This window comes from Caballeronia sp. LZ028 (assembly GCF_031451415.1).
Classification (GTDB): domain Bacteria; phylum Pseudomonadota; class Gammaproteobacteria; order Burkholderiales; family Burkholderiaceae; genus Caballeronia; species Caballeronia zhejiangensis.
This window is the reverse complement of the sequence record NZ_JARUXN010000016.1, coordinates 1-25893: the sequence shown is the minus strand read 5'-3', so window position 1 is coordinate 25893 and position 25893 is coordinate 1. Positions and strand designations below refer to the sequence as shown.

23 protein-coding genes and 3 pseudogenes are annotated in these 25893 nt (G+C 59.9%); 13 read left to right on the top strand and 13 right to left on the bottom strand.

Translation table 11 applies throughout. The features are described from left to right. The first annotated feature begins 271 nt into the window (after positions 1-271). Genes QCE58_RS32630 through QCE58_RS32600 form a run of 7 tightly spaced genes read left to right on the top strand, consistent with a single transcriptional unit; the run spans position 272 to position 9171 of the window. Positions 272-2068 carry a thiamine pyrophosphate-requiring protein gene (locus tag QCE58_RS32630; protein ID WP_250522537.1) on the top strand — a complete coding sequence of 599 codons (1797 nt, stop codon included), beginning with the start codon at positions 272-274 and terminating at the stop codon, positions 2066-2068. Between the two features lie 6 nt (positions 2069-2074). Further along, positions 2075-3181, top strand: coding sequence for an enolase C-terminal domain-like protein (locus QCE58_RS32625; RefSeq protein WP_250522538.1), 1107 nt, complete (start codon positions 2075-2077; stop codon positions 3179-3181). 18 nt (positions 3182-3199) lie between these two features. Then, on the top strand, positions 3200-4111 hold the full coding sequence (locus QCE58_RS32620) for a hypothetical protein (protein WP_250522539.1): 912 nt from the start codon (positions 3200-3202) through the stop codon (positions 4109-4111). Continuing rightward, positions 4108-4752 carry a gluconate 2-dehydrogenase subunit 3 family protein gene (locus tag QCE58_RS32615; RefSeq protein ID WP_250522540.1) on the top strand — a complete coding sequence of 215 codons (645 nt, stop codon included), beginning with the start codon at positions 4108-4110 and terminating at the stop codon, positions 4750-4752. The genes QCE58_RS32620 and QCE58_RS32615 overlap by 4 nt, the downstream gene beginning before the upstream one ends. After that, positions 4742-6385: a GMC family oxidoreductase gene (locus tag QCE58_RS32610; protein ID WP_250522541.1), complete on the top strand. Its 1644-nt coding sequence runs from the start codon at positions 4742-4744 to the stop codon at positions 6383-6385. Before QCE58_RS32615 ends, QCE58_RS32610 begins: the two co-directional genes overlap by 11 nt. 12 nt (positions 6386-6397) lie before the next feature. Then, entirely contained in the window at positions 6398-7396 is a 999-nt protein-coding gene (locus QCE58_RS32605; RefSeq protein WP_250522542.1) for an SDR family oxidoreductase, read from the top strand. Next, positions 7393-9171: a glycoside hydrolase family 15 protein gene (locus tag QCE58_RS32600; RefSeq protein WP_250522543.1), complete on the top strand. Its 1779-nt coding sequence runs from the start codon at positions 7393-7395 to the stop codon at positions 9169-9171. Before QCE58_RS32605 ends, QCE58_RS32600 begins: the two co-directional genes overlap by 4 nt. Before the next feature lie 211 nt (positions 9172-9382). Here QCE58_RS32600 and QCE58_RS32595 read toward each other — a convergent pair whose 3' ends face one another. Together QCE58_RS32595 and QCE58_RS32590 are read right to left on the bottom strand one after the other, a co-directional pair. Then, positions 9383-9721 (bottom strand): hypothetical protein, encoded by a 339-nt coding sequence (locus QCE58_RS32595; RefSeq protein WP_250522544.1) that lies wholly within the window; start codon positions 9719-9721, stop codon positions 9383-9385. Between the two features lie 135 nt (positions 9722-9856). Then, positions 9857-11572 carry a penicillin-binding protein 2 gene (locus QCE58_RS32590; protein WP_250522545.1) on the bottom strand — a complete coding sequence of 572 codons (1716 nt, stop codon included), beginning with the start codon at positions 11570-11572 and terminating at the stop codon, positions 9857-9859. A gap of 643 nt (positions 11573-12215) precedes the next feature. Here QCE58_RS32590 and QCE58_RS32585 point away from each other — a divergent pair. Further along, positions 12216-13478, top strand: a complete 1263-nt coding sequence (locus tag QCE58_RS32585) for a putative Na+/H+ antiporter (RefSeq protein ID WP_250522555.1) — start codon at positions 12216-12218, stop codon at positions 13476-13478. A 327-nt stretch (positions 13479-13805) separates the two neighbouring features. On the opposite strand, the pseudogene QCE58_RS32580 reads toward QCE58_RS32585, so the two are convergent. After that, a pseudogene (locus QCE58_RS32580) lies at positions 13806-14048 on the bottom strand (VIT1/CCC1 transporter family protein); the annotation flags it as partial. Between the two features lie 9 nt (positions 14049-14057). Continuing rightward, positions 14058-14633, bottom strand: a complete 576-nt coding sequence (locus tag QCE58_RS32575) for a cytochrome b (protein WP_250522546.1) — start codon at positions 14631-14633, stop codon at positions 14058-14060. A gap of 336 nt (positions 14634-14969) precedes the next feature. Here QCE58_RS32575 and QCE58_RS32570 point away from each other — a divergent pair. Further along, a pseudogene (locus QCE58_RS32570) lies at positions 14970-16276 on the top strand (PQQ-dependent sugar dehydrogenase); the annotation flags it as partial. 133 nt (positions 16277-16409) lie between these two features. Here QCE58_RS32570 and QCE58_RS32565 read toward each other — a convergent pair. Together QCE58_RS32565 and QCE58_RS32560 are read right to left on the bottom strand one after the other, a co-directional pair. Then, positions 16410-16679, bottom strand: coding sequence for a beta-lactamase hydrolase domain-containing protein (locus QCE58_RS32565; protein WP_250522547.1), 270 nt, complete (start codon positions 16677-16679; stop codon positions 16410-16412). Positions 16680-16751: 72 nt separating this feature from the next. Further along, positions 16752-17612: an MBL fold metallo-hydrolase gene (locus QCE58_RS32560; protein ID WP_250441838.1), complete on the bottom strand. Its 861-nt coding sequence runs from the start codon at positions 17610-17612 to the stop codon at positions 16752-16754. An 83-nt stretch (positions 17613-17695) separates the two neighbouring features. On the opposite strand from QCE58_RS32560, the gene QCE58_RS32555 reads away from it, so the two are divergent. From QCE58_RS32555 to QCE58_RS32545, 3 genes are read left to right on the top strand one after another with little or no spacing between them, the layout of a single operon-like run. Continuing rightward, positions 17696-18022, top strand: a complete 327-nt coding sequence (locus QCE58_RS32555; RefSeq protein ID WP_250441839.1) for a metalloregulator ArsR/SmtB family transcription factor — start codon at positions 17696-17698, stop codon at positions 18020-18022. Between the two features lie 11 nt (positions 18023-18033). Continuing rightward, positions 18034-18468: a YeeE/YedE family protein gene (locus tag QCE58_RS32550; protein ID WP_250522548.1), complete on the top strand. Its 435-nt coding sequence runs from the start codon at positions 18034-18036 to the stop codon at positions 18466-18468. A gap of 13 nt (positions 18469-18481) precedes the next feature. Continuing rightward, positions 18482-18913 (top strand): DUF6691 family protein, encoded by a 432-nt coding sequence (locus QCE58_RS32545; protein ID WP_250522556.1) that lies wholly within the window; start codon positions 18482-18484, stop codon positions 18911-18913. Between the two features lie 733 nt (positions 18914-19646). On the opposite strand, the gene QCE58_RS32540 is transcribed toward QCE58_RS32545, so the two are convergent. The 3 genes from QCE58_RS32540 to QCE58_RS32530 form a co-directional block, all read right to left on the bottom strand. Beyond that, a complete protein-coding gene (locus QCE58_RS32540) occupies positions 19647-19958 on the bottom strand; it encodes a type II toxin-antitoxin system RelE/ParE family toxin (protein ID WP_250522549.1) in 312 nt (103 codons plus the stop codon). Then, positions 19955-20224, bottom strand: coding sequence for a type II toxin-antitoxin system ParD family antitoxin (locus QCE58_RS32535; RefSeq protein WP_250522550.1), 270 nt, complete (start codon positions 20222-20224; stop codon positions 19955-19957). The genes QCE58_RS32540 and QCE58_RS32535 overlap by 4 nt, the downstream gene beginning before the upstream one ends. Positions 20225-20378: 154 nt before the next feature. After that, positions 20379-20873: a ProQ/FinO family protein gene (locus tag QCE58_RS32530; protein ID WP_250522551.1), complete on the bottom strand. Its 495-nt coding sequence runs from the start codon at positions 20871-20873 to the stop codon at positions 20379-20381. A 149-nt stretch (positions 20874-21022) separates the two neighbouring features. Here QCE58_RS32530 and QCE58_RS32525 point away from each other — a divergent pair, with 149 nt between their 5' ends. After that, positions 21023-21643: a sel1 repeat family protein gene (locus tag QCE58_RS32525; protein ID WP_250522552.1), complete on the top strand. Its 621-nt coding sequence runs from the start codon at positions 21023-21025 to the stop codon at positions 21641-21643. Positions 21644-22641: 998 nt separating this feature from the next. Here the strand turns inward: QCE58_RS32525 and rpoD are convergent. The 4 genes and pseudogenes from rpoD to QCE58_RS32505 form a co-directional block, all read right to left on the bottom strand. After that, complete coding sequence (gene rpoD / locus QCE58_RS32520) at positions 22642-24588, bottom strand: RNA polymerase sigma factor RpoD (RefSeq protein ID WP_250522553.1); 1947 nt, start codon at positions 24586-24588, stop codon at positions 22642-22644. Between the two features lie 102 nt (positions 24589-24690). Beyond that, on the bottom strand, positions 24691-24906 hold the full coding sequence (locus tag QCE58_RS32515; RefSeq protein WP_033536732.1) for a hypothetical protein: 216 nt from the start codon (positions 24904-24906) through the stop codon (positions 24691-24693). 93 nt (positions 24907-24999) lie between these two features. After that, positions 25000-25338: a hypothetical protein gene (locus tag QCE58_RS32510; RefSeq protein ID WP_250522554.1), complete on the bottom strand. Its 339-nt coding sequence runs from the start codon at positions 25336-25338 to the stop codon at positions 25000-25002. A 463-nt stretch (positions 25339-25801) separates the two neighbouring features. Beyond that, positions 25802-25893 (bottom strand): annotated as a pseudogene (locus QCE58_RS32505) (IS5/IS1182 family transposase); the annotation flags it as partial.

The following is a 25893-nucleotide window of genomic DNA, read 5'->3' as shown; positions in this document are numbered from 1 at the left end:
CCCCGTTACAACACGATATGTCACAACATGCCTGATTTACAAACGTTTGGAAGTTTTGCAAAGGCGTCGCCGGACACATTATCGATCGCCGCGTCAGGTGGATCGACGTTACTCGTGAGCCGGTCATCAAGCTTTCTCGAATGAGAGGGAAAAATGCTCGCGCGGTGACGCGCGACGGCATAGGTATTGCGTCAAAGAGACCGTCGTGCCTACGCTCTCTGATCGTTATGCAGTTGTAGGCCAATTACCGAGGCGATTTTTGGAGAAAGCGATGGCTGCGACTGTGGGCGACTTCCTTGTCGATCGTTTGCATGCCTGGGGCGTGCGTCGCATTTACGGTTATCCCGGCGACGGCATCAACGGCGTATTCGGCGCGCTCAGTCGCGCTAAAGGCAAGATCGAATTCATTCAGGCGCGTCATGAAGAGATGGCTGCATTCATGGCGTCGGCGCATGCGAAGTTCACGGGTGAGCTGGGCGTGTGCATCGCGACATCGGGTCCGGGCGCGGCGCATCTCGTCACCGGTCTCTACGATGCGCGTCTCGATCACATGCCCGTCCTCGCCATCGCGGGCCAGCAGGCGCGCGCGGCATTGGGCGGACACTATCAGCAGGAAGTCGATCTGCCCGCGATGTTTAAGGACGTCGCCGGCGCCTTCGTTCAACAGGCGAGCGTGCCTTCGCAGATTCGTCACCTCGTCGATCGCGCGGTGCGCATCGCGCTATCGGAGCGCAAGGTAACGGCGCTCGTACTGCCCAACGACCTGCAGGACCTCGATTACGAGCCGCCAGGCCGCAAGCACGGCACGCTGCATTCGGGCGTCGGGTATCGCGCGCCGAAGACCGTGCCGCAGGACGACGACCTGCAACGCGCCGCTGACGTGCTCAACGACGGCAAGAAGGTCGCGATACTCGTCGGGGCGGGCGCGCTGCACGCAACAGATGAAGTCATCGCGATAGCAGAAAAGCTCGGCGCGGGCGTCGCGAAGGCGCTGCTCGGCAAGGCTGTGCTACCCGACGACCTGCCCTTCGTCACCGGTTCTATCGGTCTGCTCGGCACCGAGCCGAGCTATAAGATGATGACCGAATGCGACACGCTGCTCATGATCGGCTCGGGCTTTCCCTATTCCGAATTCCTGCCGAAGGAAGGCGCGGCGCGCGGCGTGCAGATCGACATCAAGGCGGACATGCTGTCGATCCGCTATCCGATGGAGGTCAATCTCGTCGGCGACAGCGCGGAGACCTTGCGCGCGCTCCTGCCGCTTCTGCAACAGAAGACCGATCACGCGTGGCGCGAGGACATCGAAAGCTGGATCGGCGACTGGTGGAAGAAGCTGGAAAAGCGCGCGATAGAGCCCGCGAAAGGCGGCGTGAATCCGCAGCGCACGGTGTGGGAACTGTCGCCGCGCGTGCCCGCGAACGCAATCGTTACGAGCGATTCCGGATCGGTCGCGAACTGGTACGCGCGCGATCTGAAGGTCAAGCGCGGCATGATGTGCTCGCTCTCGGGCGGCCTCGCATCGATGGGCGCGGCCGTGCCTTACGCGATCGCGGCGAAATTCGCGCACCCTGCGCGGCCGGTGATCGCGCTCGTCGGCGATGGCGCGATGCAGATGAACAACATGGCCGAGCTCATCACGGTCGCGAAGTACTGGAAGCAATGGTCGGATCCGCGCTGGATCTGCATGGTCCTCAACAACGAAGACCTGAATCAGGTCACGTGGGAACAGCGCGTGATGGAAGGCGATCCGAAGTTCGAGGCATCGCAGGACATTCCGTCGGTGCCTTATCACAAGTTCGCGGAACTGATCGGGCTGAAGGGCTTTTATGTCGACGATGACGAACGCATCGCCGCCGTGTGGGACGAAGCGCTCGCGGCGGACCGTCCCGTCGTGATCGAAGTGAAGGCCGATCCGAACGTGCCGCCGCTGCCGCCGCATATCACGATCGCGCAGGCGAAGGCGTTCGCGACCACGCTCATGAAGGGCGATCCGAGCCAGAGCCATGTGATCGTCGATACGGCGAAGCAGGTGCTGGGCGCAGTGCTGCCGGGCCACAAGGAAAAGTGATCGTTCATGCATCTGTCCAAGCGCGAGGCGCCGATCGAAACGATTCGAACGCGCGCCTACACCATTCCCACCGACAAGCCCGAAGCTGACGGCACCTTCGCATGGAATTCGACGACGCTCGTCATCGTCGAGATTGTCGCGGCGGGCAAGACAGGCATCGGCTATACGTACAGCGATGCGAGCGTCGCGAAGTTCATTGAGGCGACGCTCGGCTCCCTGCTCATCGGCGAAGACGCCTGGCATATCGACGCGCTCTGGCTGCGCCTGCAACAGCGCGTGCGCAACATCGGCCGCTCGGGATTCGCGGCCACGGCGATCTCCGCGATCGATTGCGCGCTGTGGGACGCGAAAGCGCGTCTGCTCGACATGCCGCTCGCGCGGCTGCTCGGCATCGTGCGCGCGCGCGTGCCGCTCTATGGCAGCGGCGGCTTCACGACCTATACCGACGACGACATGCGCGATCAGCTCGCGCATTGGGTACACGAAAACGGCTGTCGCTGGGTCAAGATCAAAATCGGCAGCGAACCTTCGCGCGATCCGGACCGCGTGCTTGTCGCGCGTGAAGTGATCGGCCGCGATGCGGGACTCTTCGTCGATGCGAATGGCGCGCTCGATCGAAAGCAGGCGCTCCATTACGCGGCCTTGTTCGCGGAACACGACGTCATGTGGTTCGAAGAGCCCGTTTCATCCGATGACATCGCCGGACTCGCATCGATAAAAAATGCGTTGCCCGCGCACATGGAACTCGCGGCGGGCGAATACGGCTACACGCTCGACGACTTCCGCGCGCTGCTCGCGAATCAAGCGATCGATGTGCTGCAGGCCGACGTCACGCGTTGCGGCGGCATCACCGGATTTCTGCGCGTCGCGGCACTGTGCGATGCGTTTCATGTGCCGCTCTCCGCGCATTGCGCGCCCGCGATGCATTTGCATGTCGCGTGCGCCGCGCCTCGCTTGCGGCATCAGGAATGGTTTCACGATCACGTCCGCATCGAGCAGATGCTGTTCGACGGCGCGCCCCGCGCGATCGATGGCGCCATTGCGCCGGACCTCTCTCGGCCCGGCTGCGGACTCGATTTCAAACACGCGGACGCGCAACGCTTCGCCGCGTAGACGACAACGGAATGATCGATGAAGCACATCACGTCAGGGAACATCGCGATTGCCTGCGGCATCGCCGCTGCGGGCGCGGCCTTGATCGGCAGAAAAACGCGCACGCATGAAACGCCGATGGGGACGCATATCGATACGGCGCGCACCTTCAATCGCAGCTCCGCGCTGCTCGCGCTTTCCGTGCTCGCGGATAGCGCGATGGAGCACTACCGCGGCTCCTTCGACAACCCCGCGATGTTCACGCCGCTCGTCGCCTCCACTCTCTCCCTGCTGGCGGGCCTGCACGGCGGACGCGATCACGAGACGCAGCGCCATCTGGTACGCGATTCGGTCTATCTCGGCGCGGCGCTCGCGGGCGTGGCTGGCACCGGATTTCATCTCTACAACATCACGAAGCGTCCCGGTGGATGGAGCTGGCATAACCTCTTCTATGCCGCCCCGATCGGCGCCCCAATGGCCTTGCTGCTTTCGGGCGCGCTGGGTGCCGTCGCCGAAAGACTGCGCGACGAGCCCGCGCATGAGCCACGAATGTTCGGCATGCCGGCGGGACAGGCGCTCGCGCTGATGACGAGCGCGGGCATCGCCGGCACGCTCGGCGAAGTCGCATTGCTGCATTTTCGCGGCGCGTTCCAGAATCCGGTGATGTATGCCCCCATCGTGATTCCGCCGGTGGCGTCCGCGTTGCTCGTGAACGCCGCGATCGCGGCACCGCGCGAGCGCTGGTTCACGCGGCTCTGGCTGCGCATGACGACGGCGCTCGGTTTCATCGGCGTGGGCTTTCATGCGCGCGGCATTGCGCGCAATCAGGGCGGCTGGCGCAACTGGAGCCAGAATCTCTTCAACGGTCCGCCCTTGCCCGCGCCGCCGAGCTTTTCGGCGCTCGCGCTCGCGGCCCTCGCCGCATTGCGCCTGCGGGAGACCGAGCGATGACGCTGCCTCGCTATCCCGGCTACGACGTCACGAAGAAACGCGATACGCCCTCATGGGACGACATCACGCGCAAGGTCATCGACGAACGTCTCGCGACGCCGGAAGAAGCGCGCTTCTTCGATGCCGTCGAATGGATCGCGTTGCGTGCGCTGTGCGCGTGCATCGTGCCGCAGGACGACGAGCGCGAGCCCGTGCCATTGCCCGCATTGCTCGATGCCAAGCTCGTGAAAGACACCGGCGACGGATATCGCGATACGCGTCTTCCACCGATGCGCGAAGCATGGCGCATCGGCCTTGCCGCACTCGATGCCGAAAGCCGCGCGCGTCATAAACTGCCCTTTGCGAGCATCGGCAAGGAAGCGCAGAACGCGCTGCTGCGCGACATGCAGCAAGGCACGTTGAATCACGGTGCATGGCGCCGCATGCCGCCCGCGCTCTTCTTCTCGATGCGCGTGCTGCGCGACATCTGCGGTGCGTATTACTCGCATCCGCGCGCGTGGAGCGAGATCGGTTTCGGCGGACCGGCGAATCCGCGCGGCTATGTCCGCATGGTGTTCGATCGCCGCGATCCGTGGGACGCGGTCGAAGCGAAGCCAGGCGACGAAGCACGCGCCAAGAAGGAGAACCAGCGTGTCCGATGATCCGCAACATGCGCCGCGCGGCAAGCACGGACGCGCGCCCGATGTCTTCCATCATGGCGCGTGGCTGCCGATGCGCGAATACGACGAAGACGATGCGGTCGATTTCGCGATCGTCGGCACGGGCGCGGGCGGCGGCACGCTCGCATGCCGTCTCGCGGAGAAAGGCTTTCGCGTTGTCGCGTTCGATGCGGGCGCATGGTGGCGTCCCCTCGAAGAGTTCGCATCGGACGAGACGCATCAATCGAAACTCTTCTGGACCGACGAGCGCATCTGCGACGGCGACGATCCGCTCAAGCTCGGCAACAACAATAGCGGCAAGGCAGTTGGCGGCAGCACCGTGCACTTCGCGATGGTGTCGCTGCGCTTTCGTCCCGAGTGGTTCAAGTCGCGGACCTTGCTCGGTTATGGCGCGGACTGGCCGCTCGACTGGCGCGAGATGTGGCGCTACTACGCGCAAGTCGAGAATGCGCTGAAGATCGCGGGACCGGTCACGTATCCGTGGGGACCGAAAAGGCCGCGTTATCCGTATCGTCCGCATGAGCTGAACGCGGCTGCGCTCGTGCTCGCGCGCGGCTGCGAAGCGCTCGGCATCGACTGGACGCCGACGCCGCTCGCGACCGTATCCGCGCCGCGCGGCGAAGCGCATCCGTGCGTCTATCGCGGATTTTGCGTGTCGGGTTGCGCGACCAACGCGAAGCAAAGCGCGCTCGTCACATGGATACCGCGTGCAGTGCGCGCCGGTGCCGAGATTCGCGATCTCGCGATGGTCGGCCGCATCGTCATGGGCGACGATGGCCGCGCGACCGGCGTCGAATACTTCCGCGAAGGACGATGGCGCTTCCAGCGTGCGCGCAATGTCGTCGTCGCGGGCTATGCGATCGAAACGCCGCGTCTCTTGCTGATGTCCGCGACGGACCGCTATCGCGATGGCCTCGCGAACAGCTCCGGCCTCGTCGGAAAAAATCTGATGGTGCAGTTGAATCAGGCCGCGTGGGGCACGATGGAAGAAGAAGTGCGCTGGTACAAGGGGCCGCCGTCGCTTTCGATGACCGAGCACTGGAATTACGAAGACAAGGGCAAGGACTTCTTCGGCGGCTATTGCTACATGAGCCAGGGGCCGCTGCCGGTCGCTTGGGCCGCCGTGCAGAACGGGCGCGGATTGTGGGGCCAGGCGCTCGTCGACGAGATGCGCAAGTACAACCATCAGGCGGGCTTGAAGATCGTCGGCGAAACGATGCCGCAGGAGCGCAACCGCGTGACGCTCGCCGACGAGAAGGATCAGTACGGCCTGCCGGTCGCGCGCGTCACCTATTCGCTATGCGACAACGACAGGCGTCTCGTGAAGCATTCGCTCGATTACATGAGCATGGCGCTCGATGCAGCCGGCGCGCGCGACGTATGGCGTCAGGACGACGATACGTGTCATCTGAACGGCACCGCGCGCATGGGCGACGATCCCGCGACGAGCGTCGTCGATGCGGACTGCCGGAGCTGGGACATCGACAATCTGTGGATCTGCGACGGCTCTGTGTTTCCGACCGTCGGCGGTGTGAATCCTTCTCTCACCATTCAGGCGATCGCGATGCGTACCGCGGATCGCATCGAGGCGTTAGCGGCAAGGGGCGAACTCTAGGACGAGGTTATTATGAAGAAGGTAGTCGTTGTGACGGGGGCAGGCGCGGGAGTAGGACGAGCCTCGGCCGAAGAGTTCGCCCGTCATGGTTTCGATGTCGCGCTGCTGTCGCGCGACGCCGGGCGGCTCGAACGCGCAGCCAAGGAACTCCGCAACGCCTACGGCGTGCGCGCACTGCCCATTTCAACTGACGTAGCCGATGCAGGCGCGGTCGATGCCGCGGCAACAGAAGTTGAAGAGACACTCGGGCCGATAAGCGTCTGGGTGAACGTCGCGATGGCGACTGCCTTTGCGCCGGTGTCCTTGTTGACCCCCGAAGAAATCGAACGCGCCACCAAAGTCACCTATCTCGGACAGGTGCACGGCATGATGGCCGCACTTTCACGCATGCGTGTGCGCAATCGAGGCACGATCGTGAACGTCGGTTCTGCCCTAGGGTACAGGTCGGTTCCCCTTCAATCGGCCTACTGCGGCGCAAAATTCGCCATTCGCGGTTTCACCGATTCGTTACGATCTGAAATCATTCACGACCGGCTGAACGTTCATCTGACCATGGTCGACCTGCCTGCCGTGAACACCCCCCAGTTCGACTGGGCGCTCAACAAAATGGGCAAGCGTGCGCGGCCCGTCGCTCCTATTTTCCAGCCTGAAGTCGCCGCGCGCGCCATTTACTTCGCCGCGACTCACCGTCGGCGCGAGGTCTGGGTGGGCTTCCCGACAGTCAAGGCGATCCTCGCCAACCGTGTCGCGCCTGCGCTCATTGATCGCTATCTTGCGAAAAGCGGTTACAGCGGTCAGCTGACCGCCGAATCATTAGTGCCGGGTTCGCCCAACAATCTCTTCGAACCGGTACCTGGAGACTTCAGCGCACACGGACGCTTCGATGAGCAGGCCAAGCAGCAGAGCTGGGAAATGTTCACGGAACGCCATCGCACGTTGTTCTGGTCGCTTGCTTGCCTTGGCGCCGTGGGTTTGGTGAGTCTTTTGCGGCGCTCGGGGTCCTCGAAATGACCCGCCAGATCGAAGACTACGCACTGCTCGGCGACGGAAGCACGGCGGCCCTACTGAGCCGCGACGGCTCGATCGACTGGCTTTGCTGGCCGCGCTTTGATGACGATGCGTGCTTCGCAGCGTTACTTGGCACCCCCGAGAACGGCTCCTGGTCTCTAGCACCGGACGAGGCAGTGGTCCGGCAAGACCGCCGCTACCAGCCTGACACCGTCATCGTCGAAACCGACTTTGAAACGCTTGGCGGCCATGTCCGCATCATTGACTTCATGCCGGTCGGCAACTTCCCCAGTTCGGTAGTACGCATCGTCGTCGGATTGCGAGGGACCGTCACGATGCGTTCTACTTTGCGTCTGCGCTTCGACTATGGGCGCCTCTCGCCTTGGGCGGAGCGGATCGACCGTACGCTACAGGCTAGCATCGGACCTGACCAGGTCGTCTTGCGCACCGATGTGCAACTGTCATTAGCCGACGACATCATCCAAGCTGTATTCGACGTTGCCGCCGGTGCCCGTATCTCTTTCGTCATGAGCTACGGTAGGTCGCATCAGCCGCTACCGCGCGCCGTCAATGCAGAGGCCGCGCTTCTCGATACGCAAACTTATTGGCGTGGCTGGATCGGCAAGTTCGATACCGCGCGCACCGAGTGGCCTGGCGCCGTGAAACGCTCGCTCCTCACCTTGAAAGCGTTGACTCACCATGGTACCGGCGCGATCGTTGCTGCGCCCACCACATCGCTACCTGAGGCGCCCGCGGCCGAACTCAACTGGGATTACCGATATAGCTGGCTGCGAGATACAAGCTTTGCCATGGTCGCGCTCCTGAATGCCGGCTTCGATGCAGAGGCATACGCGTGGCGCAATTGGGTATTGCGCACCATTGCCGGCTCGCCGGAGCACATCCAGGTCCTGTACCGCGTCGATGGTGGGCGGCACGTGCATGAATGGAACGTTGACTGGCTACAGGGCTTCCGTTACGCCCGCCCCGTACGCATCGGCAATGCCGCTGCGGGTCAGCACCAGGTGGATGTCCTCGGCGAAGTCATAGACTGCCTCGACGTGGCACGTCGCGCGGGCATGCCGCCGTCAAGCCAGGATGATATTGTGCAACGGCGCATTGTCGAGCATCTTGAGTCCGTCTGGAACACACCCGGTTCGGGGATCTGGGAGTCGCGCGCCAAACCACGTCACTTCACCTACTCTCGGGTGATGGCATGGGTCGCGTTTGATCGGTTCGTCGAACATCGATCCTCGATCGAAGGCGTAGACGCCCATCTCATCGCGCGGTTCACCGCATTGCGTGAGACCATCCACGCGGAGATCTGCCGTGAAGGCTGGAACGACGGACTCGGCGCCTTCACCCAGTTCTACGGAGGTGAGGAGTTGGATGCAAGTCTGCTTTTGATGCCGCTCGTCGGCTTCCTACCTGCCGACGATGCTCGCATGGCCTCGACCATCGAAAGAATTCGCTGTGACTTGGATGAGAAGGGTTTGATACGTCGGCACAAGAAGGCTTCGTCCGAACCGAACGAAGGCGCTTTTTTGGCGTGTTCGTGTTGGATGGCCGATTGTCTGCAAATGCAAGGGCGCACAGCGCAAGCTAAGATGCAGTTCGAACGCGTACTCTCCGTTGCAAACGATCTTGGCCTACTTTCAGAGCAGTACAACGTCCCGAGCAGGCAACTCGCTGGAAACTTCCCACAAGCCCTCACACACCTCGCTATCGTCAACACCGCGTTAGGACTCTGCGGGCCGACTTTGCAACGAGGCGGCGGCTAAGAGAGAGCATCCATCGGTGCAAGCCGCCTTCACATTACCATACGCCCCGAAGCGGTAGGCAAAATCGGTACGTCGAGTCCGACCGGTTGACCATCGCGGATAGCGGCCCGCAACGCAGTCGTTTGCGCTGGCGGTAGGCTTCTGACGAAGGCCGCGACGCTACGACGGTTGCTCAACTGGTTCGCTCGACGCACACCATGTGCACACGCGTCTAGTAGGCAGCGCTCAGGAACTCGACGTTCCAACTCCTCACCCAATAGTTCACGGGTTCATTTGGAACCTGAATCAGAATCGCCGCCGGGTCAGCCACACCGTCGTCGGTAACGATACATGCGAGAGTTCCATCCGGAAGCATTTTGACCTGCTGCGCAGCGATGAACGATGGAAGCTTTCGCGCATCGACTGGTCGACTCGCCTTGAAAACGTCGTAGCTAATCGCGGCAGGCGCATCACCGACGATGCGTACCTCTTGCGTTTCACTACAAGTAGCGGCGTGCGCGCACACTGGACCGACAAGACACAGCAACGCAAGCAGCTGGCGCGCGCTCACTCTTGTTTCCTGAAGCTTTCTCCGAAATGGTATATGCATATGCCGTGGCGTAAATCAGGTGGGTCTACTTCATGTTAAGGCGTCGAGCAACCTCCCGGTGCGACCGTCATGTCGCTCGCCGACCAGTGAGTGGCGCTACATCGTGGCCTGGACGCCTGCCTTCTTCCCGGTGGACTTGTCTGGCGCGACATTCAAGACTTGCATCGCTTGCGTTGCGATCGTGACAAATGGCGGCCCAGCAACGGCGCCGCCGAAATGTGATCCATGCAGTGGCCGGTCAATCGATACCGCAATCACCACTCTTGGCCGCTTAGCAGGCACGATTCCGATGAACGAAGCCCGATATTGCTGACGGTCGTAGCCCTTTGTCGTCCATTTGTACGCGGTTCCCGTCTTACCGGCCACGGAGTAACCTGGCACGGCGGCCTGCGGCGCAGTACCGTCGGCGGAAACCACATTCTCCATCATCCCAAGCACTTGTCGTGCAACCCGTTCCGAATAGACGCGCCGTCCCACGGGCATCGATAGTCCTGAATCTCGGCGATAGATTGTCGCGGGCACAATCCGCCCGCCATTCGCGAAGCTCGTATAAGCTTGGGCAAGCTGCAGCAGCGAGGCGGAAAGTCCGTATCCGTAAGCCATCGTCGCCTGCTCGATCCGGTGCCAGTGGCGATAAGGGCGCACCCTTCCTGCCGCCGCGCCGGGAAGTCCAGCACGAGGCGCATGACCGAGCCCCAGCTCGTGAAAGTTTCCGTACATGTCAGCAGCCGAGAGCAGCAAGGCAATCTTGGTCGTGCCCACGTTACTCGATTTCTCAACGACCCCTGCGGTGGTGAGAGTGCCGAAGTTCTTGTCGTCGTGAATGGTTCGCCCATCGAGTCGAAGTTTCCCACCGTCGGTAGGGACGATTGTGTTGGGCGCAATTCGTCCTCGCTGCAACGCGAGCGCAATAGTCAGCGGCTTCATCACCGAGCCTGGCTCGAAGACGTCCGTCACGGCGCGATTGCGCACTTCCATGCCACTTCGTGCATCGTGCTGATTCGGATCGTAGCTCGGCCAGTTGGCCATGGCAAGAACTTCGCCGGTGTGTGCATCCAGTACGATAGCGGAACCTGATCTCGCATGTGATTGCGTCACCGCGTCGCGCAAAGCGCCGAACGCAGCATACTGCAATGAACGATCAATCGCGAGCGCGAGGTCGCGGCCGTTGCGGGGAGCTTGAACGCTGAGGGTGTCAATCACCTGTCCGCGCGCATTGCGAAGCACTCGTCGATGTCCGTCCGCTCCGCGCAGGCGCTCTTCAGCGAAACGCTCCATCCCTTCCTGCCCGCTTCCATCCTGGCCCGTAAAGCCGGTGATCTGGGCGGCGATCTCGCCTTCCGGGTACGACCGTCGATAGTCATCCTGCGCAAAGAGTCCGGGAAGGCCGAGACGCAGCGCACGTTCGGCGACATCAGGTGGCACTTCCCGCCTCAGATACGCGAATCCGCGATGTGCCGCGTAAATCTGCTCGATCGCAGTCGGCTCTACGTCTATAAGTCGAGCGAGCGCGTCGATCTGCTGTCGCGAAACGCGCTCGTCGGTGCCTGATGCGTCCACGCAGAGCGAACGAGTTGGACTGCTGATGGCAAGCGCCAATCCGTTACGATCAAGAATCCTACCGCGTGAAGCATGCGTTGGCCAGTCGCGCACCTGCCGCAATTCTCCCTGTTGGCGGTAAAACGCATCGTTAATGCCTTGTACCCAAAATGCGCGTGCGATCAGTGCTACGAACAAAACGGCAAAGCCGCCGCTGAGCACGCTCGATCGCCAACGTTCAAGCACATTCGGATCAAGGGTGTGGCTGGACAAGCGCACGATTTTTCTGGACGTTCTCATAACTTGGACACAACACGATTGCGATCGCCTGTCGATTAATGCCTTGAGAAGAAGAGTTGTTTGCTCTGTTGCGCAAAGCTCGCGGGAAGCCACAACGTTACCAAAGTAACCCTAAGGGAAACTACACGCGAGTTGAGATCGGCTAACAGGCATTGCGAGCACCAGCCTTCAGAAGAAGCACATTGTGCCATAAATGCCTAGGGCCGCTTTTCGCGTCCGGAGTGACGGGTTCGCAATCCCGAGCTATCCAGCCAAAGCCACTCACGCGGATCTTAGAGACGCGACACGTTCCGCCCGCTCACCTCGCTGTTGCTTGCACGTTGATCGCAATTGAGGTTGCCAGCGGCGAGGTTGTGCGCGTTGTAGGCGCGGTCAATAGCAGATGCTAGCCGATACCGTATTGGCACGGGTCCGCTTCCTCCACGATCGCCGCATCAGTGACGTTGTAGCCCTGAGAAAGAGGTAACAACGCGTTGATAGCTCCTCTTGGGTATCGCCGCTCGTGTCACGAACTGCCTCAATGGACTGGCGCCCGTCCGCTTTCCGCGGTGAATGGTTGTTGTAAGATATGAATACAATGAACTCGCGGGTTCGCTTCCGCACGCGCTTTCCACCAATGCCTCATTTCATTGAAATTGCTGCCGCTGTCATTTTCGCACTCGCACTCATCCATACTTTCGCCGTAGCGCGAATCGAGACACTTGGCCGGCGCTTTCCTAAGCACTCAGGTCTCTTCCACTTTCTTGCAGAGGTCGAGGTCATCTTTGGCTTTTGGGCGCTTGTGCTGTGTCTTGTCATGTGGGTGCTTGTTGGGGCCGAGGCGACCGTCGGCTACTTAGAGCATCGCGAGTTCACAGAGGCGCTCTTTGTCTTTGTGATCATGGTCATGGCGGCGAGCCGGCCGATTTTGGTGCTCGTCACGAATGCGGTGATTGGGCTGTCTCGTTTCCTTCCGGTGCGCACGGAAGTGGCGATCGTCTGGTTCTCCTTGTCTGTCATCCCGCTTCTCGGTTCCTTCGTAACGGAGCCGGCTGCTATGACGCTCGCTGCGCTCTTGCTACGTGACCGGTTGTTCGTTGCTCAGACGCCGGAGCGCGTCAAATATTTTGGCCTTGCGTTGCTCTTCGTTAATGTTTCGATCGGCGGCGTTATAACTGCATATGCGGCCCCGCCAGTATTAATGGTTGCAAATGCGTGGGGATGGAACACCGCGTTCATGGCGGCGACATTTGGCTGGAAAGCGGCGGCCGCTGTGCTTCTTAATGCGACTGTCTTCGTTGGGCTAACCGCGAAAAGCATACCGAGGCTACAGGTCAGCAAAGACGATGAGACTTCGGGACTGAAGCGCGTCCCTGTCGGCGTGACACTTGTCCATCTAGGATTTCTTGCGCTGGTCGTCGTCAATTCACATCATGCGGTCGTTTTCATCGGAGCATTTCTCTTTTTCCTTGGATATACCCAGGCTTACGAGCACCATCAATCGCCGCTCATGCTTCGTGAAAGCCTCCTGGTTGCATTCTTCCTCGGCGGCTTGATTGTGCTCGGCGGACTGCAACAATGGTGGCTGGGGCCTGTCGTGGGTTCTATGGATGCGCTGACTCTCTTTTTTGGCGCTACCGGGCTGACCGCGGTGATGGATAATGCCGCCATCACTTATCTGGGGTCACTATTATCTGGTTTGTCTGACAGCGCAAAGTATCTGCTCGTGGCAGGAGCTGTTACTGGGGGCGGATTGACCGTAATTGCTAACGCGCCCAACCCGGCCGGCTTGGCGATAGTGGGACATCGGTTCTCTGGAGGCGCGGTAAGCCCCCTGAGATTGCTCGGCGCCGCGCTCGCACCAACCATCACCGCAGGCGCGGCATTCCTCTTTCTTTAAAGACGGGCAATCCGCGGCTGCGGCGCTCGGCAACGGCGGTCTTTCATCCCGATCCACATCCGCTCTGAGGCTTCAACAGTCCGTCCTTCCGATTTTGATGCCAGCTTTCGCGACGATGCCTGTGGTTCGCCGGTTAATTCATGCGAACGGCTTGGGAAAACATGAGGTACGAATACATTGGGCCAAGTCTGCGGCATCAGAAGAAAGGTCGGACGCGCAGCAAACAAGCGCGAGCTCAACCGCCCGTCCTGAAATTGCGCGATTCACAACACCCGTCGCACAAGTCCCGGCGCACCGCATGCCGCCACGAAGCAAGCATCGGCAGGAAGCCGCAGTTCCTGTATCCGCTTGCGACGAGACCAATACGTACGCGCCTGTCGCCATCGACATCGAGCCGGCTGCCAATCCGGCCTGGCCGGTCAGCACCAGATGGCCGTGTTCGGCATGCGCGGACGCGACGCCGATTATCAGACTTGCCGTCGAAATGATGCCGTCGTTCGCGCCAAGGACCGCAGCGCGTAGCCACCCGATCGCCTTGATTCGATGCGGTTCCTTGTGAGTGTTAGGCATTGGCGGACCCTAGCGGTCTCGACCCTGATCAGGCGACGGCCTTGCGTGGGGCAGCATCCTTTGCAGCACATGGTCCTTCAGGACAAAGCGGTGGAACAGCGCTGCGACGACATGCAGACCTATCAACGCGAAGAGCACCCATGCGAGGATGCCGTGCACATCCCCCATCGCGTGCCCGAAGGCCGAGCCCGGTTCGCTCAGCGCCGGATAGGACACCACGCCCGGCAAGCGGACCGTCCAGCCTCGTGAGGACGCGTTGATCCAGCCGAGCAGCGGCACCAGCACCAGGGCGGCGTAGAGGAGAACATGCGTTATGCGCGAAACGACGCTGAGTAGCGGTGGCAGTTCATCCGGCGTGGGCCAATGCGTCAATCGCCAGATCACCCGGATTGCAATGACGGCGACGAGCGTCGCGCCCACCCCAAGATGCCACGCGATCAGATCAACCGGCTGCGTGTCTTTGTGAACGTCCGGCATCGTCCAGCCGATCACAAATTGCATTGCGACCAACAGGACGGTTAGCCAGTGCAGTGTGCGTGCGACCGCGTCATATGCCGGACGCTGCATTTTGTAGACCTTCGCCATTCTTGCTCCTCAAGTTGTCACGACTTGATGAATTGATGGGGATGCGCAGCCTGCGAATCTTGAGTTGATGGCCTGAAAAAAGCACTACGCAAATCCGATAGATGCTAGCGACTTTATCTTAAGGAAAGCTGACGCCGGGGAGGAGCGATTCGGATGCTCGACTCCGCTGCTGTTCCCGCACGACCGCCAACGGGGGTCAGCACGACCGAAGCCGGGAGCCCGAGGTTTTCCACTTGAATCACGGAATAGTTTGCGCATTTAACAGGCAACGTCATGGCCGGTTTATTGCTGTTCGTCCCGTGCACCGTCGATTAACGCTCTTCACTCGGAACCTACATGCGCCTGCTAAACCGTCTGGCTATTTCACTGGTTTTGCCGCTGGCCTCTTGTGCGATTGGGCCATCAGCTTCAAGCAACGCCGGCTTCGGCTCGTCGCCCGTCATGCCGGCTCCGGAATCGTCCTTGATTCCGATGGTCAACATCGCGCCTGTTCAGGCGCGCCCCGACGGTTTCACGCCCACTGCTCCCGCAGGCTTTCGCGTCACGGAGTTTGCCGGTGGCCTCGCCCACCCGCGCTGGCTTTACACGCTGCCCAATGGTGACGTGCTGGTCGCGGAAAGCGACGCGCCAAAAGAACACGATAAAGGCAGCGGCCTGTTCGGCTGGCTCAGAAAGCAGGTCATGAAGCGCGCCGGCGCCGGTGTGCCGAGCCCCGATCGCATTGTGCTGTTGCGCGATGTGGATGGCAGCGGCGTCGCGAGGACTCAGACCGTGTTTCTGGGTGGCCTCCACTCGCCGTTCGGGATGGCGCTCATCGGCAATCACTCTATGTTGCCGATACGGACGCTCTGCTGCGTTTCAACTATGTGACGGGCACCACCCAGATAACAAGCCCCGGGGTCAAGGTTGCCGACTTGCCGGCAGGGCCGATCAACCATCACTGGACCAAGAACATCCTGGCCGATCGGTCCGGCAAGCATCTGTACATCACGGTGGGATCGAACAGCAACGCGGGGGAAAATGGAGTCGACGCCGAAGAAGGTCGAGCGCGCATCCTCGTGTTCAACATCGACACCGGTCATGTGCGGCCCTATGCGACTGGATTGCGTAACGCCAACGGACTTGCCTGGCAACCGGACAGCGGCGCGTTGTGGACGGCAGTCAATGAGCGAGACGATCTCGGCAACAATCTTGTCCCCGACTACATGACCGCCGTGAAAGATGGCGCTTTCTATGGCTTTCCCTACAGCTATTACGGCCAGCACATTGACACCCGCGTCAAACCGCAATGCCCCGATCTGGTTGCAAAGGCCATCGTGCCGGACTATGCGCTCGGCAATCATACGGCTTCGCTCGGTCTGGTCTTTTACGACCGGACGCTTTTTCCGCTTCATTATCGTGGAGGTGCATTTGTTGGCCAGCATGGATCATGGAACCGTAAACCGCGTACCGGCTACAAGGTGGTGTTCGTGCCATTTGTTGATGGAAAACCTGCTGGCTTGCCTGAGGATTTCCTGAGCGGCTTTCTGACGGCAAACGGCCACGCGGTGGGCCGACCCGTTGGCGTCGCACTGGACGCGCATGGTGCCTTGCTTGTGGCTGACGACGTCGGCAACGCGGTATGGCGAGTAGCGACGCGTACCGACGACGATCAGCTGACGTCGCGCCGACAGGTAAATGACACAGCCCTGGCCGGTTTGATCGGCAACCGGGCGACCGCAAGGTTACCGTGCCGATTAGAACCGCTCCATCAGTCAGAGCAGCACGCCCGTGGCGTCACTTCAAAAGACGGAGACCCGGAACTGGGTCCCGGTGACGCTCTGCATTAAAGAGCCAGCGTTGTCGTGATTCGGCAGTTTGTGGTGATTGATCGGACATCCGCCTCGCTGCGTGAGCGATCTCTCTGAACGAAGGCTGGTTGGGCGCCTCCCCGTCCGGTTGGAGGCACACAATCGACCGAAAGCGGAGCTCCTGTAAAGTTGAGACATCAGTAGTACTGATTTGAGGAGAAACGGAAAGATCGGTGGCGAGGGGGCGCACAATCATGAGGTACTTCCTGAAAGCGTTGAACCACGCGCCGGCCTGGTGTTCTCGACGCCACGCCAGGCAAGCACTGCATCAAACAGCATTGAGCGGGATCTTGAGGTAACGGATTCCGTTTTCTTCCGGCGGAGGAAGGTCGCCCGCCCGGACGTTGACCTGTACCGCCGGCAATATCAGCGTGGGCATCGCCAAGGTCGCATCGCGTGCCTGACGCATCTCCACGAACTGCTCCTCACTCACGCCCTCATGCACATGGATGTTGCCATCGCGCTGCGCACCCACTGTCGTTTCCCATGTGGGTTCGCGCCCCACGGGCGGATAGTCGTGGCACATGAAGAGCCGTGTGTGCGACGGCAGGTCCAGCAGTTTGCGTATGGAGCGATAGAGCTCGTGCGCATCGCCGCCCGGAAAGTCACAACGAGCAGTGCCCACGTCCGGCATGAAGAGCGTATCGCCGACGAATACGGCGTCGCCGATCCGGTAGGCAATGTCAGCTGGCGTGTGACCCGGCACATGCATCGCCTTTCCTGTCAAGCCTCCGATGGCAAACGTTTCGCCATCGGCGAAAAGATGGTCGAACTGCGACCCATCGAGGCGAAACTCAGGCTCCAGGTTGAAAAGCTTCTTGAACACGCCTTGCACTCGGCAGATGTTCTTGCCGATCGCGATGTGGCCACCGACTTCTCGCTTGAGATACGTGGCGGCGGAGAGATGGTCGGCGTGCGCATGGGTCTCCAGAATCCACTCGACACGCAGCCCGCGCTCGCGCACGAAAGCAATCACCTTGTCGGCACTTGCCGTAGACGTGCGGCCCGATTTCGGGTCGTAATCCAGCACTGAGTCAATAATCGCGCACGCTGAATCACCTTCCTCGTAAACCACGTAGGTCACGGTCCAGGTCGCTGAGTCGAAGAACGGGTGAATGATGGGCTTCATGTGTAGCTCCTTGGATGCGCCCATTCTATTCACAAACATTATGTTTTGCAATATAATATGTTCAGATAGATCGTGAACATTTTATGAAACCCTCCAATCCCAATCCGACGCTCGATTTGGCCACGATGCAGGCCGGCGCCGCAAATGCATGCGCCCTGTTGAAGGTTCTCGCCAACCCGGACCGCCTGCTCCTGATGTGCCAGCTTTCCCAAGGAGAGCTGTCCGTCGGCGAAGTGGAGCAACTGCTCGGCATCCGGCAACCCACCCTCTCGCAGCAGTTGGGCGTGTTGCGGGAAAGCGGCCTGGTGAATACGCGCCGCGAGGGCAAAAACATCTTCTATTCGGTGGCCAGTCCGCAAGCCCTCGCGGTGATGGCGGTACTTTATGAACAATTCTGCCCGCAGCAGTAAGGGGATCCATCATGCTGATCGACGTCATCCATTTCACACCCGGCATGTCGCTGGCGGGGGGACTCGTGCTCGGCATCGCCGCCGCAGTGCTCGTGCTTTGCAACGGCCGAATCGCGGGAATAAGCGGCATCATCGGCGGCCTGTTGAGCTGGCCGCGCAATGACGTTGGCTGGCGGATTGCATTCCTCACCGGTCTGCTAGGCGCGCCCGTCGTAGCGAGCATCCTCGGCAGGTCTACTCACGTGGACATTGAAGCAGGCTGGGGAGCTATCCTCGCTGCCGGGTTTCTCGTGGGTATTGGCACCCGCTACGCCAGCGGCTGTACAAGCGGTCACGGCGTCTGCGGCCTGTCGCGTGGGTCGGTGCGCTCGCTGGCCGCAACCGCTACCTTCATGTTGGCCGGAATCGTGACTGTTTTCGTGCAACGTCACCTGATCGGAGGCTGATATGACTGCCCTCATGACACGCCTAACGGCACTACTCGCTGGTTCACTTTTTGGTATTGGGCTGATGGTATCCGGCATGGCGAATCCCGCTAAGGTGCTGGGTTTCCTCGATCTCGCGGGCCGCTGGGATCCATCGCTTGCCTTTGTGATGGCCGGTGCCATCGCGGTCGGCTCTCTGGCATTTTTCGTCGCGAATCGCCGAAACGGTTCGCTCCTTGGAGCGCCTATGCAACTTCCGGCCGGCACGGCCATCACGTCGCGACTAATTTTCGGCAGCGCTGTTTTTGGTATCGGCGGGGGCTTGGCCGGATTCTGCCCAGGCCCGGCATTGGTTGCGCTCGGCGCGGGCTATCCGAAAGCCGTCGGTTTCGTGGCGGCGATGATCGCTGGCATGGTCATCTTCGAACTCGTGGAGCGGGCGAAAGCGACCATGCAACGGGCGTGAATAGGCACCTCGTCAACGTCCCAGCATGGAATAACCCATTTGCACGAAACAGCGCTCACGGGGCGAATGAACGGGCAGGTCGGTGTGCCTTTCGCCGCAGGCGCGATGATCGGCATGCTAGGCGGCAGGCTTATCGGGAATCGTTTAAGCGGTCAACGACATTGGTGCCGGCAAACCCATTATGCAGATTGAACACGCTGTTATACCGCTGCCTCCGTTGATTTTCTTGTTGGCGGTGATTGCCGCTCCCTCGGTTGCCGATGTGCTTGGCCTCGGGCGCGCTACCGCCCAGGCAGGCGTCGCGATTGGGATTTGTGTCGGCTCGCTTGTCGCTCGAGTAGCATTCGTTGCACGCTATGTTTCCGACTACGGTGACCTTTGGCAAGTCTGGATGTACGAGACCGCGGATTCGACGCTCCGGCCGGATTGCTTGGATCATTGCTTATCTTAGCCTGACGTCTGACAAGAAAGGATGCTCATCGTCTTTCAGTAATTGTCGCACTCCTTGCCGACACGGCCGTCTTAGCGAAGCAGCGGCTCCGACCCGCTGTCCGACTCGCCAGCGCTGCGGGTGGATCGCCGGTCGGTAGGCACAACGCGTTTTCTGGTAGACAGCAAACCTCTGATTTTAAAAATTATTAATTTAGTGCCGGAAGGCAAGGCCTTCTCGGACATAGAGCGCCCTAACCCGGAAATTACACGGAAATCAAAGCCACCCCCACCTGTCAACGTTCTACTCGTCATCCGGCGCAAGCGCCGCCTCATAGTCCTGGCCGCCGTAGAAGACGCCCACGATCGAGACGACCTCCGTCTCCAACGTATAGGCGATGATCGCGCGCTTGCGGAAATGCGTGATCCGAAGTCCAGGCAGCAAATCGTCGCGTGCGACCCCTCGCGCTGCAAATGTCTCGAGCTTCATGCAGAAATCGACGATCGAATCAACGTATCGTTCGGCCGCCATCGGCGCGCCCGCGTTGGCGATGCGCTTTTCAAGTCTCCGCAGTTGATCGAGCGCTTCGGGCGCAAACTGAACGCGCCAATTCATTCGTGGCGCGTGCGAGATTTTTTCAGCTCAGCACGTACCTGATCGGCTGACAGTGCACGGCTTGGATCGATCCGAAGAGCTTGCGCTGCAGGAACGACTTCGTTTCGCAACCACGCTTCGACGGCACGGTCACGCTCGCGGAGCGCGCGAAGCGCGTCTCTCAGCACTTCGCTGTCAGACGCGTAGTCGCCGCTTGCGACTTTTGTGCGGACGAACTCGGCCATCTCGTTGGGTAAAGTGATGCTCATCTGCTGCGTCGTTCTCATGGGAGCCTCCGGCGAGTAGGATTTAATCCTACTCGCTTGCGCCCTTGACTGCAACAATCACAATCCTCTGCCCGCTCAATTTCTCGCGGCCCGACCGAAAACAGGGACAAATTTAATGTCAAGTCAGGTCTGCAATTGAAGTGTTGTTTGCCGGTCAACGCGGTTGATCTTGACGATTTTTTGCAATCTGCTCCCGTCTACGCGCGAGCCGAGTCTTCTCCTGATTTTTGCCGTAGTCTGCTTCGACAGCGGTGACAACGCCAGAGATTGCCCCGGTAAGATCCACGCGCATATCGCCTTCAACGAGGCAGGTCCAATAGCGTTGGCCGCGGCACCAGAGCTTCACGCCATTACGAGCGTCTCGCTGGCTCAATCCAAGCGACGCCGCTCGGGCAAGCACGTCCTTGAGAATCCCAACCTTCAGAGGAACCTTTGGTGCGGGACGGTGCGGAAAGGCGCGCGGGAAATGTCGTTGCAGCGCGGTGACTGCGCACGCGGCCGCGTCAGCCGACGTTCGTGAACGCTTCGGTGGCTGCTTGATTTCCCGTGTGGCATCCACTGTCGGTGACGTCAAGCGTGAAGCAACTTCTTTGCGGTCCGCGCCTTGGTCCAGCTGCGCCTTGAGCGCAGCGAGCTGTTCGAATCCCATCGTGCGTGCCTGAAATCAATCGATCAATTTTAACAGTCGCCTTCGAACATGGCCGTCATCAGCCCTCGTCACGTCCTCACCGAACTGCCTCGCTACCAGAGTACGGTGAGCTAGAATACGGTGCATTCGTCACCAAAGAGCACCTCACCATGCAGACGGAAAGCTGGGTAGGACAGATTGAACGTGAATGGCAACGGCTTCGCAGCGCCGACCCGATGCTGGACGTCGAGAAATTCTTTAGGCACGTGATTGCCGCGAACAAGACCGGCTTTCTCTCGCTTGAATCACTGGCTGCAATAGCGAACGCGCTCTTGACCAGCACCCTCTTAGGCGCGCCAATCCTGGGACGTCGCCTTCTCGATCGTGTAGGCGTGAATCGCCATCCGTCGTTGCGGGTTGCACTTGCCATCTCCCTCGTCACGTCGACCGGCGGTGACGCGGACTACGCAAGTGGCAATGCGATCCTTGAAGATGTGATGAAGGACGACACCGCCGACGGTCGGCTTCGTGGCATCGCGGCGGCGGCGCTCGCGGACAGCGCGCGGATCGGCCGGGGGATAGATGCGGACGCGGATCTTGCACGCACGCTGTATGAACGGGCGATTGACTTGGGCCACAAGGCTTCCGCACACAACTTGGGGCTGTATTGGGAGGGAGTGTGGGGAGCGCCGAGCACTGGAGCGACGCTCAATCGTCAGAAGGCCATCCAGATGTATCGGCGCGGAGGTGATGACGCCCGGTGCCTACGCCGACTTCAAGCGCTACGGTAGCCCTGTCGCCTTCCGTCGTTCTCTTCGACCCCAACGTAAAGGGCGTTAAAACCTTGCGCGCTTCGGGCAAGAAGAGTCCTTAAAAACGTTCGGCAAGCGTCTCGAACAACGCTCGCATGCTGAGGCAGCGTTGCCATGATGGTGTTCCTTTCGTCTCGCGAATGTGTCTCGAGGCTCGCGCCTAAGCTGCCTAGTTTTCCGATTTCCGACAACCTCTGGTGACGCAAAAGGCTGAGTCGGCAAAGTCGCCCCGTAGGTCTACGAGGGAGCTGTCAACACCATCAACTCTGCCAATTGGTCCTGACCTGCACCGGGACGGGTTGGTCATTTCCTATGTATCGCCGCCGCCCGCCGAAACAGCGCCAGAGCGGATACTGGGGTTGCTATCGCCCTATCCCGTAATTAGGATAACGATATAAACACCGATCTTGTTACTTATGTCAAATATTGGACGCTATCACTTCTCGAAGTACTTGCGAAATCATTGAGACCGGTGTCTGCCAATTTCTGTTATCGACGCGAACGGACACCTTCCTGCAGCGCTTTTCGCGGCGGTGAGTAATTTCAATCCGACGACAGAAAGGAGCGGCGCATTGCAAGTTTGGGGGCAATGGCGTTAAAGAAGTGTTCGACGTTCATCGCCTCATCTTCGCCGCCTGGCGTCGCGCGTGAGCTGAGCCGCCTTCGTAGGCCTCGTCCTCCGTCTCAAAGCGAAGGTGGCTGTCGCAACGAAGCTGGCTGACGTTTGGCCCGCTCAAATCAACGTCGACACATGCATAAGTGAAGCCACCGGCAACTAGCGGTTGAGCAACAACATGGAATCATGGCTTCTAACTTTTAACATCTGTGACATTGCGAACCCCTGTAGTGGAGAACGAGCGTATCACGTGAGCAGCTACCAAATGGTCTACGATGTCGCTCTCTTGCACGATTTTCCCCTCGCTGTAAGGACAGTTGATAGGTCAAAAGCGAACCTTTGCATTGACGCCCTCCAATGTCTAGCGATCAATGAACGAGCGTAGCTTATCTGCGCGACTAGGATGCATCAGTTTGCGGATAGCCTGGCTCTCGATCTGACGAACGCGTTCCCGCGACACGCCCAGATGCGAGCTTACTTCGCCAAGTGTGAATTCGGTGGGCACATTGATGCCGAAGCGCATGCGAAGCACTCTTGCCTCGCGTGGCAAAAGCGTGTTCAACGCATCGTCGATGGCGACACGCATTCCGGTCCGCACGACGACCTCAAGAGGCGATTCCACGTCCGCATCCTCAATCAGGTCCCCGAGCGTTGCGTCAGCGTCATCATTCGCCGGCGTTTGAAGCGAGATCGGATGCATCGCCATCTTCTGAATGCCCCGGATTTGAGCCTCTGGTAATTCCATACGTTCGGCCAAAGCTGCGGGCAGCGCGGGCTTGCCAGTGTGCTGCCGAAGTTCATTCGAAATCCGGTTGAGCTTGTTGATAATCTCCACCATATGCACAGGTATGCGGACGGTGCGCGCCTGGTCCGCGACCGCGCGCGTGACCGCCTGGCGAACCCACCAAGTTGCATAAGTCGAGAATTTCCAGCCGCGCTTGTATTCGAACTTGTCGACGGCCTTCATCAGGCCGATGTTGCCTTCCTGAATCAAGTCCAAAAAATGTGCGCCGCGATTCACATATTTCTTGGCGATCGAGATCACGAGGCGCAGATTGGCCTCGATCATCTCGTCTTTTGCGCGCCGCAAGCGTGATTCAGCAGCGAGCAGATGCCGACTGGTTTGCTTTAACCGCTGAATCGGCATTGCCGCATGCCGTTCGATATCCATCAATTGGTACTGCTCGGCCCGAACAGCGGCCACGCTGCGTTCCAGCGATGCGCCATAATCGAGCGATTTCGCAGCGGTTTTGGTCGTCCAGTCGAGGTCGGTTTCGTGGCCGGGGAACAATGCAATAAACTGCTCACGCGGCATGCTACACCGGTCGATCGCAATGCTGGATATTCGCTGCTCGATTTGACGCACGCGCGCCAGACGCTGCTGCATGTCGTCACAAGCCTGGCCCACTATGCGAGCTGTGAAGCGCACGCGCCCCAGTTCCTTTCGAATGGTCTCTTGAGCATTCGGGGCATGGGTCTCTCCCGCTTCGCGCAACTGATCGACGCACTCGCGTACCCGCCCAAAGAGCGCAAGTCCGTCGGTCATTAGTCGCGTCAACCGCAACTGGTCCGCATTGTCCTCGGCTTCAGAGTCGCTTTGGCCATTGTGGGGCGCAGATTCGTCGATCTCCGCCGCTGCTGGCATGCTCTCGTCATCGATACCGTCGATCATTTCGTCGATGCCAAGCTTGCCCTCCGCAACTAGTTGAGCGCTTGCGAGGATCATCGAGATAGTGGGGGGACAGGACGCGATCGCCTGAATCATCTCATTCAGACTATCTTCGATACGCCGGGCAATCTCAACCTCGGCCTTACGCGTCAGCAACTGCTTTGCGCCCATCTCGCGCATGTACATGCGCACTGGATCGGTGGTCCGGCCGAATTCGCTATCCACAGCGGAAAGCGCAAATTCATCGTCTTCGCCCGACTGATCGTCAAGGGTATCGTTCAAAACCGCGTCGTCGAGCAGCAGCGTTTCGGTGCTGGGCGCGTGCTCGTAGACGGCGAGACCCATTTCATGGAAGGCGCGTGAAATATCTTCGACCATGGTCATTTGCGCAAGGTCGCCGGCCAAATGATCATTGATCTGGGCATGTGTGACAAAGCCTTGATCCTTGCCGATACGGATCAAGGCGCGTATCGCCCATTCGTGTTCGTCTGTGCCTTGCTGCCGATCCGACTTCACGGGGTCTGCAGAAATAGGCGTTTCGACCAGCGGCCAACCTGCCCTTTTTAATCGTCGCGATGCTGACATTTTGCGCGTAGCTTGCGGATCTTTCGCTGCTTCCTTTCGATGCGAACTGGACATTCTCTTCTCACGACGAGCGTCTTTGCTAATGTGAGAACGTCAACCAGAGGCGTGATGGCCTTCGCAGACGAGATCACGGCGTTTCAATCCACGGACGCCAACTCAACCGAAACGAACTTGAAGCCATTCCTGCGCCCAGTTCTTGGCAAAGGCAACGGCTTCATCACGCAGGTCGAAGCCGGCGAGGTCGCCGCTCACAAAAAGCTCCGTTTCACCTCCGTCCTCATTGTTGGTGCTAATGCGCGCATGCGCCATATACTCCCCATCGGCTCGGCGTGGTGTCGGATCGATGCGAAAGTTGCAGGTGTTGGGTTGCATATCGTTTCCTCCCTGATCGCCGCGAGAAGCTCCGAATCGCGGCTATTACTGGTTACGACACGAGGCTTTCCAGCAGGTCTCGATTGAAGCGACTCACGTCGTGCTGGCCATTCCGTGTAGTACTTGACGCCGCGAAGGGTACTCGCAGTTCGAGTCAAGGAACGTCCTTTCCTGCGGACATGAATCGATCATCTGCTCGGCGTATTCAATCGATGCGCGCCGCGCGTCGCCGGCGCTCTGGAACGGCTCGTCAGGACTTATCTTGAAAACACGACCGCGCGATGTGCCGGGCTTCGCCGAGGGTTCCTGAATGCGCACGGCAGCATCAAATTCGTCGTCGTAGTGGTGTGCCTGTCTGGCGGCGGTGGGCCGATGCGGAAAGACGAGCGGATAAATTTCCAAGCCGCGATAAAGACGGACTTCGGGTGTCATTGAATGATCTCGCGCCGCACTCATGCGGCAAATAGGTAAAGGTGAGCAGAGCAGTATCGGCAATGCTGGCAAAACTGACCGCGTTGCACGGTCTCCGATCTGAGGCCGATCCCGTTCAGGGCCGGCGGTTGAGCGCTGACGAATGCTGCGAAAAGGCGCTCGGCTCTCTGGATTCACCCATCCTACGCCGTTCGAAGATTTTGTATAGCGAAATTTCTCTCTGAATCCTCGTCATCGTGGACAACGTGGGCGCCCGTGGGCCTGCGCGCTGTTCTGTAGCTCAGAATCATCTGACTCGGCTCTCTAAACGCGAGAGAGTCGGCACGCCGGTCCTAATCGGGAATCTCGACCTGTTAGACTGACAAGCGTCGATACTTCTGACAATGTACAAGTGGAACAATGCCCCAGGCGGATACAATGAAAACCCAGGCGACTTTTGTTCACGATCGCGGACTTAGAGGCGTTAACAGAATGACTTTTGCAGGTGTCGCCAGCATATGATGCAGCAAGCGATTTCGAGCAAAGCCTCGTGGATGAAAGCGAGGCGCTCGAAGC

Coding starts and splice junctions, on each gene's coding strand:
- QCE58_RS32630 (WP_250522537.1), top strand. CDS start 272: ATGGCTGCGACTGTGGGCGACTTCCTTGTCGATCGTTTGCATGCCTGG.
- QCE58_RS32625 (WP_250522538.1), top strand. CDS start 2,075: ATGCATCTGTCCAAGCGCGAGGCGCCGATCGAAACGATTCGAACGCGC.
- QCE58_RS32620 (WP_250522539.1), top strand. CDS start 3,200: ATGAAGCACATCACGTCAGGGAACATCGCGATTGCCTGCGGCATCGCC.
- QCE58_RS32615 (WP_250522540.1), top strand. CDS start 4,108: ATGACGCTGCCTCGCTATCCCGGCTACGACGTCACGAAGAAACGCGAT.
- QCE58_RS32605 (WP_250522542.1), top strand. CDS start 6,398: ATGAAGAAGGTAGTCGTTGTGACGGGGGCAGGCGCGGGAGTAGGACGA.
- QCE58_RS32600 (WP_250522543.1), top strand. CDS start 7,393: ATGACCCGCCAGATCGAAGACTACGCACTGCTCGGCGACGGAAGCACG.
- QCE58_RS32585 (WP_250522555.1), top strand. CDS start 12,216: ATGCCTCATTTCATTGAAATTGCTGCCGCTGTCATTTTCGCACTCGCA.
- QCE58_RS32575 (WP_250522546.1), bottom strand. CDS start 14,633: ATGGCGAAGGTCTACAAAATGCAGCGTCCGGCATATGACGCGGTCGCA.
- QCE58_RS32565 (WP_250522547.1), bottom strand. CDS start 16,679: ATGATTGTGCGCCCCCTCGCCACCGATCTTTCCGTTTCTCCTCAAATC.
- QCE58_RS32560 (WP_250441838.1), bottom strand. CDS start 17,612: ATGAAGCCCATCATTCACCCGTTCTTCGACTCAGCGACCTGGACCGTG.
- QCE58_RS32555 (WP_250441839.1), top strand. CDS start 17,696: ATGAAACCCTCCAATCCCAATCCGACGCTCGATTTGGCCACGATGCAG.
- QCE58_RS32550 (WP_250522548.1), top strand. CDS start 18,034: ATGCTGATCGACGTCATCCATTTCACACCCGGCATGTCGCTGGCGGGG.
- QCE58_RS32545 (WP_250522556.1), top strand. CDS start 18,482: ATGACACGCCTAACGGCACTACTCGCTGGTTCACTTTTTGGTATTGGG.
- QCE58_RS32540 (WP_250522549.1), bottom strand. CDS start 19,958: ATGAATTGGCGCGTTCAGTTTGCGCCCGAAGCGCTCGATCAACTGCGG.
- QCE58_RS32535 (WP_250522550.1), bottom strand. CDS start 20,224: ATGAGAACGACGCAGCAGATGAGCATCACTTTACCCAACGAGATGGCC.
- QCE58_RS32530 (WP_250522551.1), bottom strand. CDS start 20,873: ATGGGATTCGAACAGCTCGCTGCGCTCAAGGCGCAGCTGGACCAAGGC.
- QCE58_RS32525 (WP_250522552.1), top strand. CDS start 21,023: ATGCAGACGGAAAGCTGGGTAGGACAGATTGAACGTGAATGGCAACGG.
- rpoD (WP_250522553.1), bottom strand. CDS start 24,588: ATGTCCAGTTCGCATCGAAAGGAAGCAGCGAAAGATCCGCAAGCTACG.
- QCE58_RS32515 (WP_033536732.1), bottom strand. CDS start 24,906: ATGCAACCCAACACCTGCAACTTTCGCATCGATCCGACACCACGCCGA.
- QCE58_RS32510 (WP_250522554.1), bottom strand. CDS start 25,338: ATGACACCCGAAGTCCGTCTTTATCGCGGCTTGGAAATTTATCCGCTC.